This is a genomic window from Aphanothece stagnina RSMan2012 (genome assembly GCF_046764815.1).
Taxonomy (GTDB): domain Bacteria; phylum Cyanobacteriota; class Cyanobacteriia; order PCC-6307; family Cyanobiaceae; genus NIES-981.
On the sequence record NZ_JBKOUC010000001.1, the window covers coordinates 109,864 to 126,052 of the forward strand.

The following is a 16,189-nucleotide window of genomic DNA, read 5'->3' on the forward strand; positions in this document are numbered from 1 at the left end:
GACGGTGGCTGACGACGACCAGCAGGACCGGCGCAAGATCAGCCTTCAGCTCTCTGCAGAGCTGATTGAGCGGCTGGATGCCCTCAAGGGTGAACTGGGCTGCCGCAGCCGCGGCGCCATCGTGGAGCGCCTCCTCCACAACCTTCTCGACGGCGAGGAGAACGGTGAGGACTCCCCTGATGGTCTGGCCGATGAAGGCGCTGGCAGTGCCGGCCAGACCCACCAGCTCGTGCTCACCACTCCGGCTGAGGTACCGCCCAGCCGGTTTGATGAAAGCAGCGCCCTGGTGCTGGTGGGACGCAGCTCGGGGGGGCAGCTGCTGGCGGACCAGGAGCGCGATCACCCTGATGACCATCCCGATCCGCCCCCCGGGCAGGGCGAGCGCGCGGCGCGCCGAACCAGCCGCGGCATCGATCTGCCTGGCTTCGTGCAGCGACGCACGGACCAGCTGCGCCGCAGTCTTCACCATGAACCCACCAGCGATCCGGGCCGGGTGGAGCCGCTCCCCCAGGTCTCGGCGACGCGAATCGACAGTGCCCTGCAGCGTGCCCGGGAACACTGGCTCGAGCTGTACGGCCAGGAAGCCAATGAGGCCGTTCTGGAAGCGGCCATGCTCTGGATGGCCCAGGAACTCTGGCCCCAGAGCGATCAGAGCGAAGGGCGGCCGTTCACCTGGTCGCTGGCCAGCGATGTGCTGCAGACCCTGGCGCCGAGCTGGCTTCCCGGGCCGGCCAGCTTCGAGCGGGTGATGGTGATGGCGGGGGTGCTGGAGGACCCCTTCAGCACCGCGACACTGGAGCTGCGCATCCCCACCCTGATCCGACGCTTCGTGCATCGCTTCCGGCGGCGCAGGCGGGGGACGTCGTTCCAGACCCTGGAGCACACGATGACGGTGCACGGCGCGCTTCGCCTCCTGCAACTGCCCACGGATCCGGGCCAGCGGTTCACCCTGCCCCAGATCCGTGAGGCCTACCGCCAGATGGCCCTCGCCCAGCATCCGGACGCCGGCGGCTCCGAGGAGGCGATGCGGCGGCTCAATGAGGCCTACCAACTGCTGAAGGAGTTGTACCGCACCGGCTGACCAGTCCTCTTGGTCAAGTCTCGGCTCGAGACCAGTGGTGCGTCTCATCTGTCCCTTGCGGGACAGACCTCAGATCCACCCGGATCTGCGCCGAGGCGCGTGTCCAATGGCAAGGATCGCAGAACGTCTCATGAATCGCAGAGCGGTCCTGCCCTGCTCCCTGCATACGGTCTCATCTGCGATCTCCGGGACTGCTCTTTTTCGTCGATTCTGTCTGCGCTGGGTATGCGGTCTTGGCCTCGGTGGATTCGCGGCTGACACGCTGAACTCGCCTCGACGGCTCTGGCCAACAGGTCCGTGAGCCTCTGTCCAGGAGGGCTGGTCACGTCGTCAGAGTCCAGTCATAGCCGTCATATGCCCCCTTCGCGTATCTGTGTCTACTGCAGGTACGCAGCTGGAACACCACCGCGCTTCAGGCCCGGCGCTGCAGGCTGGCGCCCAGGATGAGCCTGCGCCGAGACCCTCCAGCCCTCTTGCCTATCCCGTTCAGGTGTCTGGCTGAGACCAGTACCTAGTCCTGGACAAGACCAGCAAGATCAATTTTGCTCTTGGCTTCCGCGCCTTTTGCGTGGGTTCGCCTCCTCCGTGGTCGGAGGTGATGGGTCCGCCAGGAGGCGAAGCCTCAGCAGCATTCCCGAGCTCCGTCCCCGCCCCCTCGTGCAGCCGTATCCGCTGTCTCAACTGGCCCGGGTGAGTCGTGCTCCGTGTCCAGCTGCGCCTCGTAGCTGGGACTCCTGGCTTGTGGCCGCGTGGGTCGCCCTGGGGCTTGCGGTCTTTCGGTGGCCCAGCCAGGGTCCTAGAGAGGGTCTAGGCTTGGATCCATGACCGCCTCTGCACCTGGCGGCCCCTGGATCGCTCGTGACAGAGCTTGAGCCCCGGGCCCCCTGCGCCGATTGCCCCAGAGCTCGCCAGAGGGCCTTCCAGGCCGCTGATCGGTGTCACCACCTGAGCGCTCTGACCACACCTGTCCGAGGGAATCCACCATGACTGAACGTACCGCCTCTGACGATGTCACGACCCTGCTGCGGCGTGGTTCGGATGACGATTCCTCGTCGTCCTCGGGCTCGGATGACTCTTCCAGCTCGGATGACAGTTCTTCCTCATCGGGGTCATCGAGCGATGACGACATCGTCATCATCGACGGTGTACCCGTCAAACTCCGGGGTGATGGAACAGTCGATGATTCTCAGCCCACCGGGCTGATCAGCACGTCCTCAGGTCTCAAGTTGCGCGGGGATGGAACCATCGATGACAGCCAGCCCGGCGTGCTGCGGATCGTCGGCACCCGCCGTGCCGATCGCATGGTCGGTACGGGCATCTCGCGGGAATGGCTGCGTGGTCGCCGTGGCAAGGATGACTTCGTGCTGGGCTCGAAAAAGGGAAGTTTCTATCTCAAGAGCAGCCGACGCGCCAAGGATGTCACCTTTGCGATCATCGAGGACTTCCGAAAGGGTGACGAGGTCGTGCTGCACGGCTCCCGGTCGGAGTATCGGTTTGCGATGACCAAGCGTGCCGGCGACGTTGGCCTTGGGATTTTTCACAAGGGCAACAAGGGTGATGACCTGGTCGCCCTTCTTGCTGGCAGGGAAACACTGGGAGCCTCACGCCTCGATTTCGTCGGTTGAGGCGCTGACTGGTGGTGGCCCCATCGGCTGTCTCGGTTGAGACAACGGATGCGGCCAGCGCGAGTCTTGAATGAGACGGATAGACTGGCCGCTGGCCGGATTGCGGCGATCAGCAGCCTCCGAGCTGGATCAGGTGGGTGTCTGCATCCCCTGGATGAGGAAGTCGAAGTAGGGGGCAGCCATGCTGGCCTCCTCCGTGCTCAGCAAGGCGAGAGCGGCCTCCTTGAGGCTGCGCATCGCCTCGACCATCCCCGGCATCGGCACACCCAGGCTGTTGTACATCTCCCGGGCTCCGACCAGCCCGATCTGCTGGATCAGCTCGGTGCTGCCGGCCAGGACCCCGTAGGTCACCAGCCGCAGGTACCAGCTGTAGTCCCGCAGGCACTGGGCCCGCTGCTTCTGGCCATAGGCGTTGCCGCCCGGGGCGACGTAATCGGGCTTGCGGGCGAAGAGCTGCTTGGCGGCCTCATCGACAATCTTTTTCTCGTTGTCGGTGAGCACCCGCACCACCGCAAGGCGCCGGGACCCTCCGCTGAGGAAATCGACCATCGAGCGCAGCTCGCCGCCGCTCGGATAGCGGAGCTGATCATCTGCCTGAAGGATCAGATCCCGAACGACGCTCATCGCTGCGACCACGTGCAGGCGTCAGTGTATCGAGTTCGCCGGGCTCCCCCCTGGCCCAGGAACAAGGTGTAACGGCACTTTGCAGAGCCTAGGGTCCCCTTCGGGAGCAGAGGCTGCAGATGAACGAACGGGTGGAGCTCCGCATTGATGGTCTCTCCCATGACGGGCAGGGCGTGGGCCGCCTCGATGGCCAGGCCTGCTTCGTCCCCGGTGCCCTGCCCGGTGAGCGGGTCGCGGTGCGGCTGCACAGCCGTGCCCATCGCCTGCGGCTGGCCGTCCTGGAGCGCGTTCTCGAGCCGTCCGCTGACCGGCGCCGACCTCCCTGCATCCTGGCCGACCACTGCGGTGGTTGCTCCCTCCAGCATCTGGACGACCCTGCCCAGGCCGACTGGAAGCGCAGCCGGCTCGTGGAGACGCTGCGTCGCCTGGCCCACCTGGATCCGATCGTCGCCCCCACCCTGGCCTCTCCGCAGCCTCTGGGCTATCGCAACCGCGCGATCATCCCCCTGGAGCGGCTTCCTGAAGGCCCGTTGCGGGCGGGCTACTACCGCCGCGGATCCCACCGGATCGTCAACATGAACCGCTGTCCGGTGCTGGATCCGCGCCTCGATGCGCTGATTGCCCCCCTGAAAGCGGACCTGGAGATCAGCGGCTGGCCGGTGGACCGTGATCTCCGCGATGGCGGCGGACTCCGTCATCTGTCGCTTCGGGTGGGCCACCACACCGGAGAGGTGCTGCTCACCCTGATCAGCAGCCATGATGAGTTCCCGGATCTCGCCGACTGGGCGCAGCGCTGGCTGGACCGCTGGCCCACCCTGGTGGGGGTCACCCTCAACCTCCAGCCACGACCCACCAACACCCTGATGGGGCCCCAGACCACGCTGGTGGCAGGCCGCAGCTGGCTGATGGAGCGCTTCAGTGGGCTGGACCTGCGGATCGCCACCGACACGTTCTTCCAGGTCCACACCACCCAGGCGGAACGGGTGGTGACCCTGCTGCTGGCCGCCCTGGCCGCGGAGACCCCGGGGGTGCTGGTGGACGCCTACTGCGGCATCGGCACCTTCAGCCTCCCCCTGGCTGCAGCGGGTTGGACGGTGCACGGCATCGAACGCAACGCCGAGGCGATCCGCCTGGCCCGGATCAATGCCGAGATCAACACCCTGACGGACCGCGCCCGTTTCGAGACGGCCAACGTGGCCGAGATCCTCGAGGCCCGGCTCACCGGCTGTGACGCTCTGCTGGTCGATCCTCCCCGCAAGGGACTCGACCCGACGGTGCTCCGGCTGATCCGGCAGTGCCCCCCCGCCAGCCTGCTGTACCTCAGCTGTGATCCGGCGACCCTGGCGAGGGATCTGGGCCAGCTGGTCGAGGGGGGGCTCTATGCCATCGCTTCGGTGCAGCCGCTCGACTTCTTCCCCCAGACCAGCCATATCGAGACCCTGGCGGTGCTGAGGCGCACCGGCTGAGCGGCGGGGCTTCCTCTTTGTGCTCAGCTGCGCAACTGGACCCCCAATTGCCGCTCCAGGGCCTGGCGGATGCGGCTGTGGGCCTCCTCCACATCGGCATCCGTGAGGGTGCGCCTGGGATCGCGGTAGCGAAGGCGGAAGGCCTGGCTGCACTGCCCCTCCCCGACCTGGGTTCCCTCGTAGCGATCGATCAGCTCCACCTGCTCCAGCAGGGGGCGGCCGGCCTTGCGCATCACCTGCAGCAGGTCGGCGGCCCGGGTGCTGGTCGGCACCACGAGGGCGAGATCGCGTTCCGACGCGGGCACGGTCGGGAACGGGCTGAAGCTCGGTTGCCAGCGGTTCCGGCGCGTGGCTGCCGTCACCAGGGCCGCCATCTCCAGCTGGAACACGTAGGTGGCCGCGGGGAGGTCCTGTTGCTCAGCCTGTTCGGGATGGAGCTGGCCGAACCAGCCCGCCGGACGGCCCTCCACCACGACCAGAGACGCCCGGCCGGGATGGAGCAGGGGATGATCGCTGAGCACCCGGTCCTCGGTGACGATCTGGAGGCCGGCGAGAGCCTGCTCCAGGCATCCCCGCGCCTCGAAATAGCCTGGTGGCCTGGGCTTGCCACTGCTGCTCCAGCGCTCGGCCCGTCGCTCACCGCTGATCACGCCGACCAGCAGTTCCCGCTGGCCGCCCTCCCGGTTGAACACGGCCCCGATCTCAAAGGCCCAGAACCCCGCCTGCCCTGCCTGGAGATTGCGACGGGCCGCCTCCAGCAGCTCCTGGTGGATCGTGTCCCGCAGGTGGCCGTAGTCGGCCAGGAGGGGGTTCGCCAGGGGAAGACGAGCCGGGTCGGCGTTCACCAGGGAGTAGGAACAGACCTCCTGCAGCCCGGCGGCGCAGAGGCCCCGGCGCAGCCGGCGTTCGGCCTGCTGCTCCGGCCGCAGCCCCCCGGGTTCGATCGGATCGGGCAGGTGGCTCGCGAAGTGGTCGTAGCCCACCAGGCGGGCCACCTCCTCGATCAGATCCACTTCCCGGCGCAGGTCCATCGCCCGGGATGGCGGCACCCGCACCACCCAGCCCTCCGGTTCGGCCGCCAGGCTGCAGCCGATCGCCGCGAGGGTCTGCTCGATCCGCTCGTCAGCGAGATCGTCGGCCTCACCATCCACCACAACCGGTCCGAGCAGGTTGTGAAGCGCATCACGGCGCAGGTGCAGCGGAGCGCTCTCGCACGCCTCACGCCGATGCAGCCAGCGCGACTCCACCTGGCCCCCACAGATCTGCTGCAGCAGCTGGCAGGCCCGGTCGCTGGCGGCCAGCGTGGCTTCCAGGGGCAGGCCCTTCTCGAAGCGGCTGCTGGCCTCGGTGCGCAACCCCACACTCCGTGCCGACCGTCGCACCGCCTGGGGGGCGAAGACCGCAGCCTCCAGCCAGATGGCCGTGGTGGCCTCCTGCACGGCCTCGTCGGCTCCTCCCATCAGTCCGGCCAGGGCGATCGGCCGATCCCCATAGGTCACCGTGAGGGCCTCCGGGCCGAGCACACGCTCCTCGCCATCGAGGGTCGTGAGGCGCTCGCCCTCGAGGGCGTGGCGGAGGCCGACGGCGGCTGGATCGGCTTCGGGACGGGCTGGACCTGGCGTGCCGGCGGCCGGAGCCAGCTTCGCCAGACGGTCGCGGTCGAAGGCATGCAGGGGCTGCCCCGTTTCCAGCATCACCAGGTTGGTGATGTCGACCACACTGTTGATCGGCCGAACCCCGGCGTTCTGCAGCCTGCGCTGGATCCACAGCGGTGAGGCCGTCACGGCCAGCCCCGTGAGGGCCGTGAGACTGAACAGTCCGCCCTCCTCGATGGCCCGGCGGGTCTCGGCGGTGCCGGGCAGCGGCCTGGCGTCGATGGCCTCCGGCGGCGCCTCGAAGCGGGTCTCCAGACCCAGCAGGGCGGCCACCTCCCTGGCGATGCCCTGCATCGAGAGCCCATCGGGACGGTTGGCGGTGATCGCCAGCTCCAGAATGGTGTCGTCGAGGCCGAGGCTCGGACCGACGGGACTCCCCAGCTCCGGGACCTCGTCAAGAAGATCGTCCAGCACGGCGATGCCGCCGGAGCTGTCGCCGAGGCCGAGCTCCGTGAGCGAGCAGATCATGCCGCTGCTGGCCACCCCCCGAAGTTCCGCCGGTTTGATCGTGAGCTGCACCGCCGGGAGGGTGGTGCCGACCAGGGCCACGGGCACGTGAATGCCGGCACGCACATTCGCGGCGCCGCAGACGATCTGCAGCCGCTGATCGCCGCCGACCTCCACCTGACAGACGCTCAGTTTGTCCGCGTTGGGGTGGGGGGCCCGTTCCGCCACGTAGCCCACGACGACCCCGCGGGCCTGGGCGGAGAGGTCGTCGATCGCCTCCACCTCGAATCCGGCGATCGACAGCCGTTCCGCCAGCTCCTCCGCCCGGAACTCAGGCCCGAACAACCCGTCGGCCGCCGCCGAGGCGGAGTCTGCGGCCGGGGCCCCCACCAGCTCCCTCAACCACCGGAGCGAGACCCGCATCGACCGCCGACCACATCACGAGGAGCGGATCCTAGAGATTGGTCGGGGTCCGGTCCCTCCGGGAGGTAAGGTGCGAAGTTGTCATCTCGCTTCGCACACGCGGCGCAACGTCCTTCATGGCTAAGAACAAGGGCGTCCGGATCGTGATCACTCTCGAGTGCACCGAATGCCGGTCCAACCCCGCCAAGCGGTCTCCTGGTGTGTCCCGCTACACCACCGAGAAGAACCGCCGCAACACCACCGAACGGCTGGAACTCAAGAAGTTCTGCCCCCACTGCAACAAGGCGACCGTTCACAAAGAGATCAAGTGAACCTGCCGTCCCGCCCGTCCCTTCGGGTTCGGGTCCATCGCAGCGGCAACTTCCACGTTCCTTCCCTTCCTGCCCCTTCATGTCCAGTTCCTTCTTCAAGAAGCGCCTTTCGCCGATCAAGCCCGGTGACCCGATCGACTACAAGGACGTCGATCTGCTCAAGAAATTCATCACCGAGCGCGGCAAGATCCTGCCCCGTCGTCTCACCGGCCTGACGGCCAAGCAGCAGCGCGATCTCACCAATGCCGTCAAGCGTGCTCGGATCGTGGCCCTGCTGCCGTTCGTGAACCCCGAAGGCTGACGTCGTCCTGAGCCAGGCTGCCCTCCATCCCGGGGATCTCGTCGGCGTCCGTGACGACCGCGGCGTCCACCTCGCCGTGGTGCTGCAGCCCAAGGGATCCAGGCTGGAGCTGAGCGTTGGTTTTCAGGGCCGGCGTCAGCAGCTTCCGCAGCGGGCCATCGAGCCCATCAGCCCCCTGCCCCCCGGTGCCTCCGCACCGGAGCGCCTGGGGGTCTTCCCCTGGCTGTTCAGTGCCGAGGACCTGCAGCAGGCCCAGCCCCGGCCCCGGGATTTCGCCGCCGCCTGGCTGCTTCTGCTCGAAGCGGACCAGGAGCTCTGCCTGGCGGACTGGGTGGAGCTGGTGGCGTCCAGCACCGATCCCGTCGTGCTGGCCTCCTGCTGGCTGTGGCTGCATGGCTCCCAGCTGCTGTTCCGGACGCGGCATCAGGGCATCGCCGCCCGGGCCCCGCACGACCTTCGCCAGCTCCGCCAGGACCGCCACCGCATCGCCCTGCAGCAGCGCCGCCAGTCGCAGTGGCAGGAGGCCCTCCAACGGCGACAACCCCTGGAGCGCAGCAGCCTGGATCCCCGGCAGCAGGCCGACCTGGATCTGCTGATCGACTGGGCCTCCGGTCGGGGGGTGGGGGAGCTGCCGGTGGAGCTCCGCCGGGCCCTCCAGGCCGCCCACTGCCCCGCCGACAGTGGCGCCATCCGCCACCTGCTGGTGGATCTGGGTCAGTGGCAGGCCCACCATCTGCCCTCCCTGCAGGACACCTGCTGGGAGACCGGTTTCAGTGCCGAGCTCGAGGCTGAAGCCCAGCAGCTGATCGAGCGTGCCGGCTCCGCACTGCCCGGCGATGACCAGCGGGTCGATCTGCTGCTCCAGCGCTGCGTGACCATCGACGATGCCGATACCCGTGACATCGATGACGGCCTGGCGCTGGAGCGTCTCCCCTCCGGGGATCTCCGGATCTGGATCCACGTGGCCGACCCCGGGCGCCTCGTGGCCGCCGGCTCTCCGCTCGACCTGGAGGCCCGCCGCCGCGCCAGCAGCCTGTACCTGGCCAGCGGCATCCTGCCGATGTTCCCCGAGGCCCTGGCCCTGGGTCCGCTGAGCCTGCGGGCCGGCCAGACCTGCGCCGCCTGGAGCGTCGGTGTGGATCTCGATGCCGCAGGTGCCGTGAGCGCCTACCGGCTGGTGCGCAGCTGGGTGCGCCCCACCTACCGCCTCTCCTACGAGGACGCCGACGAGCTGATCGAGCTGGCCCCTCCCCAGGAACGGGATCTCAGCGATCTGCACCGGCTGCTCGGCCGCCGTCGCGACTGGCGGGTGGCGCGCGGGGCCCTGCTGATGGACCAACCCGAGGGACGCATCCGGGTTCAGGCCGGCGAGCCCGTGCTGGAGATCACCGAACCCAGTGCTTCGCGGCTGATGGTGGCCGAGGCCATGGTCCTGGCGGGGTCGGTCGTGGCGGCCCACGGCATGGAGCATGGGCTGGCCCTGCCCTACAGGAGCCAGCTGCCGGCGACGCTGCCGCCTGGGGCCGAACTCGATGCCCTCCCCCCCGGGCCGGTGCGCCATGCCGCCCTGAAGCGTTGCCTCAGCCGCGGACACACCGGAGCGACCCCCAGCCCCCACTTCAGCCTGGGGCTGCCGGCCTACGTGCAGGCCACCTCGCCGATCCGCCGCTATGGAGACCTGCTGGTGCAGCGTCAGCTCCTCGCGCAACAGCAGGCCGGCCGGCCCCTCGAGGCCGAGGCGGTGCAGGCCCTGTTGACCGAACTGGAGGGGCCCATCCGCCAGGGCATCCAGATCAGCCGCGAAGACCAGCGCCACTGGCAGCAGGTGTGGTTCGAGGCCCATCGTTCTGGCCAGTGGATGGCCCAGTTCCTGCGCTGGCTTCGCCCCCAGGACGGCCTCGGTCTGGTCCATGTCGACGAGCTGGCCATGGACCTGGCGGCCCAATGTCCGGGCGGCTCGGAACCCGGCACGGCCCTGCTGGTGCGGGTGCACCGGGTCGACCCCCTCCGCGACCAGCTCCAGCTGGTGGCGACGGCCTGAGGCAGCCTCAGCCCCAGGGCGCCTCGAGCGCCCTGGCCTCCGGGGTCAGCCGTCGAGGCGCGAGATCCGCAGCCAGGGGCCCCAGGGGTTGCAGCACCCCACCACGGTCACCGTCCTGGCCCCGTCGAGGTCCTCGAGCCAGCGGTGCAGGGCCGGCTCCAGGGTGATCACGGGCCAGCAGTCGGTGGCGGTCGTGAGCCGATAGCCACCCTCCCCATCGGCGCTGAGGCTGCCCCGCCAGCTCTGCTCACCGGGCTCCTTCGGCGCCTGGCTCGGGAGCAGATCCTCACCGAGGCTCTGCCGCAGGCTGCCGGGGCACGCCAGGTGCCCATCGGTGCCCAGCAGGGCGGGATCCTCCAGGGCCGCCAGCTGCCGCTCCCGCCAGTTGGGATGGTGCCAGGGGGTGTCCCACAGGGGCATGGGAGCGGCCGGAGCCCGCGGGTCGAGCACGAGGGCCCGCTGCAACGGCTCCAGCGGCAGCTCGGCCGGCTCCCGGTTCCCCTGAAGGCACAGGGCGGCCGCCATCCCGGCGGCCTGGCCGAGATTGAGCACCAGTGGCTGGAGCCGTGTCGCCCCGTTCGCCATGTGGCTCACGCTGATCGCCTTGTCGGCCGCCAGCAGATTCACCACCGCCTCACTCACGAGGGCTCCGTAGGGGATGCAGAAGGGCGTGCCGCTCCAGCGCCCGCCCCAGCGGCAGCTCTTGGCCGCCAGCGGCCAGTCCGGCCCTGGATAGTGGTGGTCGTTGGCGTAATTACCCACGGCGACAGCGCTCGAGCGGCCGTCGCCTCCGGGGAGCGGGGCGATCGCTGCCCCGGCCCCCCGGGGCAGCAGGTCCTGCTCGATCACCGTGGACAGCCCCTGCAGGCGGCGTCCCTCGCGCCAGTACGGCATCAGGGCGAGGGGGGAGGGGCCTGCCAGGTCCGCGCTCCGGCCGTTGCGCGGAAACACCTCCGCCAGCTCCAGCCATCCCTGGCTGGCCTCCGTGAGGGCAGCGGCAAAGGCGAGGCTGTGCTCCTGCATCGCCAGCACCAGCTCGGCCTCCCGGGCCGCATCGTCACCGAAGGCCCCATCCAGGCCGCGGTGCCAGTCGTTGCCGTGCAGGGGCCAGTTCAACATCACGCGGTCGCCCGGCAGGCGGCCGTAGGTGAGGGTGCGCTCCAGCCCGAAGGCTGCCGTGGCCTGGGCGAAGGGTTCGCGCAGGCTGGGGGCTCCCGCGGGGCACACCCGGTCCTGACGCAGCTGCCCCATCGCCACCCAGGTCGGCGACTGCACGGGCTGCCGCCTGAAGAAGGGATCCTCCGCCAGGTCCTTGGCAGCCGGTGCGCTCGGCTCCTGCCACAGCTCCCTGGGCTCCCAGCCCAGCCGATGGGGCGCCGCGGCGAGGCCGATCAGCTCGCCGCGATCGCTGCCATCGACCACCAGCCGGGGCCGGAGCTCCACCCGTGCCGCGACCCGTCCCTCGCCATCGAGGCGCTCGAGTTCAAGTCCCTCGATCCGTGCTCCGATCCGGCGCACCCCCAGCAGCCTGCAGTTGGGCCACCAGGTGAGGGAGGGAAGCTCGGCCACCCAGGCCCGCAGGACCGCTTCGGCCGTTGCGGGCGCGTACCCGAAGCAGCTGACCCAGTTGTGATCGAGTCCGGCGGGCTCCCGGCGGGCCAGTTCCCGCAGCAGGGCTCCCCACAGCCCGGTCTGCCAGGGCGTCAGCTCGTTGCCGTCCGGGCAGCAGACCCCTGCGGCGCTGACCATTCCCCCGAGCCAGGCCCCTGGCGTGAGCAGGAGGGTCGGGGCACCGGCTCGGGCCGCCTGGATGGCTGCCGCCGCACCACCGGTACCGCCGCCCCAGACCGCCAGGGGCACCTGCTGCTCAGTCATCGGGAATCACGGGCACGATGGGTAGGATCCGGCCCCGGCACAGGGCCGCTCCGGCGGCGCAGCGAGCCCAGAGTCCCGCCGGGCCAATTCCCGCCGCATGTCTTACACCCTCACCACCCCGCTTTACTACGTCAACGACCGCGCCCACCTGGGCAGCACCTACACGACGCTGGCCTGCGATGCGATCGCCCGCTACCGGCGGCTGCGGGGTGAACGGGTGGTGTTCATCACCGGCTGCGATGAGCACGGCCAGAAGATCCAGCGCACCGCCGAGGCCGCCGGTCTGAGTCCCCAGGCCCACTGCGACAGCGTCAGCGCCGGCTACCGGGACCTCTGGGAACGCTGGCAGATCAGCCACGACCGCTTCATCCGCACCACCGATCCGCGCCACCGTCAGCTGGTGGAGCAGTTCTTCGCCCGGGTGGAGGCCAGCGGCGACGTCCTGGAGGGGCGTCAGCAGGGGTGGTACTGCGTGGCCTGTGAGGAATTCAAGGATGACCCGCATGAAGCGCAGGACCCCGAATGCCCCATCCACCGCAAGCCCCTGGAGTGGCGTGATGAGGTCAACCTCTTCTTCCGGCTCTCCCGCTACCAGGGGGCGATCGAATCGCTGATCGCCCAGCCGGACTTCATCCAGCCCCCCAGCCGCCGCCGCGAGGTGGAGAACTTCGTGGCCCAGGGCCTGCGCGACTTCTCGATCTCCCGGGTCGACCTGCCCTGGGGGATTCCGGTGCCCGGCCATCCCGGCCACACCTTCTACGTGTGGTTCGACGCCCTGCTGGGTTACCTCACGGCCCTGCTGGAGCCTGAGGCGTCGATCGAGCTGGAGCACATCCTCGCGCAGGGCTGGCCGGCCCAGCTGCACGTGATCGGCAAGGACATCCTGCGCTTTCACGCCGTCTACTGGCCCGCGATGCTGCTGTCGGCGGGCCTCCCCCTGCCGGAGCGGGTCTTCGGCCACGGTTTCCTCACCCGGGAGGGCCAGAAGATGGGTAAGTCGCTGGGGAATGTGCTCGATCCTGACGTGCTGCTCACCCGCTGCGGCCGGGACCCGGTGCGGTGGTATCTGCTCCGCGACATCCCCTTCGGCGATGACGGCGATTTTCAGCAGCAGCGCTTCACGGATCTGGTGAACAACGACCTGGCCAACACCATCGGCAATCTCCTCAACCGCACCAGTTCGATGGCCCGCAAGTGGTTCGACGGATCCATCCCGCCGGCTGGAGACGGAGCCGTGGCTGGGCACCCCCTGGCCGTGGCGGCCCTGGCAGCGGGCCAGCGGGTGCGGGAGGGGCTCGATCAGCTCGACTTCAGACGGGCGGCCGAGGCCACGCTCCAGCTGGCCACGGCGGCCAACGGCTATCTCAATGACCAGGCCCCCTGGAAGCGGATGAAGCAGCCAGGCCAGGAGGTCCAGGTGGCCGCCGACCTGTATGCGGTGCTCGAAGCGGCCCGTTGGGTGGCCGTCCTGCTGGCCCCGCTGCTGCCCGATCTCTCCGAGCGGATGCTCAGCCAGCTGGCCCTCGCGCCCTTCGCCAGCGGTCCTGTCAGCCCTTCGGAACCCAGCCCCTCGGACCCCAGCCCTTCCGCCGAGCCCTGTTCAGCGCCATCCAGGGGCGCCCCCTGGCTCCAGGCCCAGCAATGGGGTCTGCTTCAGCCCGGCCAGCCCCTGCCCGCGCCCGAGCCGGTGCTGGCGCGGCTGGAACTCGACGCACCGCTGTGAGACCCTTCGCGGCGGCAGGGCGGGCTAGCCTCGGGCTGGGGCTCCTGCTGCCCCTTCTGATCGCTGGTTGCCGCGCCCCCGAAGCGCAGGAGGAGCGCATCCAGCCCTTCGTCTTCCGCAGCCTCAACCTCCGCCAGCAGGATGCGGCCGGACGCCCCCTCTGGGAGCTCACCAGTCCCGAGACGCGCTATGACCTCAGCCGGCGGGTCGCCCAGTCGCGGGACCTCCGCGGCGTTCTCTACAGCCAGGGGCGGGCTCTCTACCGCTTCACGGCTGCCAACGGCGTGGTGCTCAATGATGGCGAGCTGGTGCAGCTGGAGGGGCCGACCCGGGTGCAGCGCCTCGATTCCGACCATCCCCTGGTGATCACGGCCCAGCGGGTGCGTTGGTACCCGGCCCGCAAGCTCATGGAGATCGACCGTTCTCCGCTGGCGACCCAGTCCGACCTGCGGCTCACCAGCCAGCAGGTCCGGTTCCTGATCGACCAGGACCGCCTGGAGCTTCGCGGTCAGCCCGAGCTGGTGCGAGAAGGCCAGGATCCGCTCCGGCTGAAGGTGGCCTCGCTCGACTGGTTGCCCGGCTCCGGAGACCTGCGCGCGGTCGGCCCCGTGCGCGGCCAGCGCCTCCAGCCGGACAGCTCGCTCCAGACCCTGACGGCCCCATCGCTGCGCGCCAATACCCGCACCCAGATCATCGACCTGGCGGGTCCAGTGCGCCTCAGTGACCCTGCCAAGGACGGTTCCCTGGAGGCCCGCCAGGCCCGGCTGGACCTCGCGGGCCGGCTCGTCTCCACAGCCGAGCCCTTCACCGGACGCCTGGGGCGGGCGACCCTCTCCGGTGACCGACTCCGCCTCGACCTGGCCGCCACCACGGCGGAAGTGGGCGGAGCCTGCCGGTTGACCCAGCCCGGCGACCTGCTGACAGCCGCTCGGTGCCACTGGAACTGGAGCACCGGAGCGGTGGAGGCCGTCGGCGGGGTCACGCTGCGGCGTCAGGACCCCGACCAGGTCACCCGCTCGGAGCGTCTGGCCGGTCGCGTCGCGAAAAATGGCTTTGTGCAGTTCGGCGGGAGCGGCGGGCGCGTCACGACGGAGTTCCGTCTGCCGCCAGGAGGTCAGCCCGGCCTTCCGGGTGCTCCCGCCGATCCTGACACCGATCGGAAACGGAAGCGTCCAGCAATCGCCCTGTGAGCCGCTGGGCCCAACCCTCCACCCAGGTCAGGTCGCTGCGGCTGAAGCAGCGCGTTGACCATCCACCCAGGACCACGACCCCGGCCTCCCCCAGCGGTTGAATCAGCACCGCCGGGAGATCCGGCAGCAGGCCCTGGAATTCCTCACGGCCCGGGTAGAGGCTCAGATTGACCAGGGAGAGGGGCTTCCCCCGTTCCATGGCGCGCCGGCAGATCGCACCGGGCTCGAAGCTCCCCTGCCCCAGCAGCCCGCGGCGCAGCAGGCACCGCCCCTCCCAGTGCACGGCGATCACCACGGCCGGCGTCGCCGTCAGCAGCATCTGGCTTCCCCAGCCCAGTTCCTCGTTGACCGCCTCAGGCAGGTCGGGCAAGCGCCACAGCCCATCGGTGCCCTCGAGGGGGGCCCGTGCCGCCGCCTCCGGCACGGCCCTGGTCCAGAGCACGGCGACGAGCATCAGCCCGACCGCCAGCAGACTGGCCAGCACCCCGGCGCGCTCGAGAGCTGGATCAAGCCGGGGGGCGGTGAGCTGGTTGGCCACCACCAGCGCCAGTCCCACCACCCCGAGGGACAGACAGACCCGGGCAGGGGTGGGGAGGTTCATGCGCCACGAGCGGATGGGGAGGGAGCGCCGCGATGGCGCGGACACTCCTGGCCACAGCAGGCAAACTAGGCACAAGCATGCCCCAGGCCCTTGATTCCCCACCTGCGCCGGCCCCACCCTGCGGTCCCCTTCGGCAGCGCCGCCGCCGGCCCCGGGCACTGGCTGCGCCGCTGCACCGGCTGGGCTGTGGCCATGCTGCTGCTGCTTGGTCTGGCTGCACCGGCCCTGGCCGTTTCGGCTGAGGGCTTCCCTGCGACTGCACCTGAGGAGAGGGTGCTCGATACCGCCGCCGTGCTGAGCCGTGCCGCCAACGCCGAGGTGAGCCACCAGCTCGAGGGGCTCACCGACCAGCGCATCGATGCGCACCTTGTCACGGTCAAGCGGTTGGATTACGGCCTGAGCCTTCCCCAGCTGGGCGAGCAGCTGCTGGAGCGCTGGCAGGGCAGCGCCGGCCTCCAGAACCAGTTGCTGTTCCTGATCGACAGCCAGACGAACACCGCTGCCGTGGTTGCGTCGCCCAGCCTGGAGGGGCAGCTGCCCCCCAGCCTGCTGCGCAGCACGGCCCGCACCACGATGGCGCTGCCGATCCGTGAAGGCGCCCGTTTCCGCCAGGCGAGTCTGGATGGCATTGACCGTCTGCTCAGCGTGCTGCAGGGCGGCGAGGATCCTGGCGAGCCCGTCACGGCGGAGATCGTCGCGGCACCCACCAACATCCCCACCCGTGAGGAGACCGCCGAGAGCAACGCCTTCACCTGGGTGATCGTGCTGCTCGTGGTCGGCACCATCGTGCCGATGGCCACCTGGTGGGTCTTTTCCCGCTGATCAC

12 protein-coding genes and 1 pseudogene are annotated in these 16,189 nt (G+C 69.6%); 9 read left to right on the forward strand and 4 right to left on the reverse strand.

The window, feature by feature from the left end:
- Positions 1-4 precede the first annotated feature (4 nt).
- Entirely contained in the window at positions 5-1,081 is a 1,077-nt protein-coding gene (locus ACLNEE_RS00575) for a ribbon-helix-helix protein, CopG family (protein WP_411423481.1), read from the forward strand.
- Between the two features lie 983 nt (positions 1,082-2,064).
- On the forward strand, positions 2,065-2,706 hold the full coding sequence (locus ACLNEE_RS00580; RefSeq protein WP_411424540.1) for a hypothetical protein: 642 nt from the start codon (positions 2,065-2,067) through the stop codon (positions 2,704-2,706).
- 129 nt (positions 2,707-2,835) lie between these two features.
- Here the strand turns inward: ACLNEE_RS00580 and ACLNEE_RS00585 are convergent, their stop codons facing one another.
- Positions 2,836-3,330, reverse strand: coding sequence for an allophycocyanin (locus ACLNEE_RS00585; protein ID WP_411424541.1), 495 nt, complete (start codon positions 3,328-3,330; stop codon positions 2,836-2,838).
- Between the two features lie 119 nt (positions 3,331-3,449).
- Between ACLNEE_RS00585 and rlmD the strand changes: the two genes are divergently transcribed.
- A complete protein-coding gene (gene rlmD, locus ACLNEE_RS00590; protein ID WP_411424542.1) occupies positions 3,450-4,796 on the forward strand; it encodes a 23S rRNA (uracil(1939)-C(5))-methyltransferase RlmD in 1,347 nt (448 codons plus the stop codon).
- A 23-nt stretch (positions 4,797-4,819) separates the two neighbouring features.
- On the opposite strand, the gene pheT is transcribed toward rlmD, so the two are convergent.
- The gene (gene pheT, locus ACLNEE_RS00595; RefSeq protein ID WP_411424543.1) at positions 4,820-7,321 is read right to left on the reverse strand and encodes a phenylalanine--tRNA ligase subunit beta; all 2,502 of its coding nucleotides are present in this window, start codon (positions 7,319-7,321) and stop codon (positions 4,820-4,822) included.
- 116 nt (positions 7,322-7,437) lie between these two features.
- Here pheT and rpmG point away from each other — a divergent pair, with 116 nt between their 5' ends.
- The 3 genes from rpmG to ACLNEE_RS00610 all read left to right on the forward strand — a co-directional run bounded on the left by rpmG (position 7,438) and on the right by ACLNEE_RS00610 (position 9,974).
- The gene (gene rpmG, locus ACLNEE_RS00600) at positions 7,438-7,632 is read left to right on the forward strand and encodes a 50S ribosomal protein L33 (protein ID WP_411424544.1); all 195 of its coding nucleotides are present in this window, start codon (positions 7,438-7,440) and stop codon (positions 7,630-7,632) included.
- A 79-nt stretch (positions 7,633-7,711) separates the two neighbouring features.
- Positions 7,712-7,933 carry a 30S ribosomal protein S18 gene (gene rpsR, locus ACLNEE_RS00605; protein ID WP_006041316.1) on the forward strand — a complete coding sequence of 74 codons (222 nt, stop codon included), beginning with the start codon at positions 7,712-7,714 and terminating at the stop codon, positions 7,931-7,933.
- Positions 7,934-8,009: 76 nt separating this feature from the next.
- Positions 8,010-9,974: a ribonuclease catalytic domain-containing protein gene (locus ACLNEE_RS00610; RefSeq protein WP_411424545.1), complete on the forward strand. Its 1,965-nt coding sequence runs from the start codon at positions 8,010-8,012 to the stop codon at positions 9,972-9,974.
- Between the two features lie 45 nt (positions 9,975-10,019).
- Here ACLNEE_RS00610 and ACLNEE_RS00615 read toward each other — a convergent pair whose 3' ends face one another.
- Complete coding sequence (locus ACLNEE_RS00615; protein ID WP_412006668.1) at positions 10,020-11,849, reverse strand: FAD-dependent oxidoreductase; 1,830 nt, start codon at positions 11,847-11,849, stop codon at positions 10,020-10,022.
- Positions 11,850-11,937: 88 nt separating this feature from the next.
- Here ACLNEE_RS00615 and metG point away from each other — a divergent pair.
- Positions 11,938-13,572, forward strand: a pseudogene (gene metG / locus ACLNEE_RS00620) (methionine--tRNA ligase); the annotation flags it as partial.
- The gene (lptC, locus tag ACLNEE_RS00625; protein ID WP_411422508.1) at positions 13,569-14,762 is read left to right on the forward strand and encodes an LPS export ABC transporter periplasmic protein LptC; all 1,194 of its coding nucleotides are present in this window, start codon (positions 13,569-13,571) and stop codon (positions 14,760-14,762) included. The pseudogene metG and the gene lptC, both read left to right, overlap by 4 nt.
- Here lptC and ACLNEE_RS00630 read toward each other — a convergent pair.
- Complete coding sequence (locus tag ACLNEE_RS00630; protein WP_411422509.1) at positions 14,656-15,363, reverse strand: cofactor assembly of complex C subunit B; 708 nt, start codon at positions 15,361-15,363, stop codon at positions 14,656-14,658. The two genes, lptC and ACLNEE_RS00630, sit on opposite strands and share 107 nt — an antisense overlap.
- A gap of 90 nt (positions 15,364-15,453) precedes the next feature.
- Between ACLNEE_RS00630 and psb32 the strand changes: the two genes are divergently transcribed.
- Positions 15,454-16,185, forward strand: a complete 732-nt coding sequence (gene psb32, locus ACLNEE_RS00635; RefSeq protein WP_412006669.1) for a photosystem II repair protein Psb32 — start codon at positions 15,454-15,456, stop codon at positions 16,183-16,185.
- The last annotated feature ends 4 nt before the right edge of the window (positions 16,186-16,189 follow it).

Coding starts and splice junctions, on each gene's coding strand:
- ACLNEE_RS00580 (WP_411424540.1), top strand. CDS start 2,065: ATGACTGAACGTACCGCCTCTGACGATGTCACGACCCTGCTGCGGCGT.
- ACLNEE_RS00585 (WP_411424541.1), bottom strand. CDS start 3,330: ATGAGCGTCGTTCGGGATCTGATCCTTCAGGCAGATGATCAGCTCCGC.
- rlmD (WP_411424542.1), top strand. CDS start 3,450: ATGAACGAACGGGTGGAGCTCCGCATTGATGGTCTCTCCCATGACGGG.
- pheT (WP_411424543.1), bottom strand. CDS start 7,321: ATGCGGGTCTCGCTCCGGTGGTTGAGGGAGCTGGTGGGGGCCCCGGCC.
- rpmG (WP_411424544.1), top strand. CDS start 7,438: ATGGCTAAGAACAAGGGCGTCCGGATCGTGATCACTCTCGAGTGCACC.
- rpsR (WP_006041316.1), top strand. CDS start 7,712: ATGTCCAGTTCCTTCTTCAAGAAGCGCCTTTCGCCGATCAAGCCCGGT.
- ACLNEE_RS00615 (WP_412006668.1), bottom strand. CDS start 11,849: ATGACTGAGCAGCAGGTGCCCCTGGCGGTCTGGGGCGGCGGTACCGGT.
- ACLNEE_RS00630 (WP_411422509.1), bottom strand. CDS start 15,363: ATGAACCTCCCCACCCCTGCCCGGGTCTGTCTGTCCCTCGGGGTGGTG.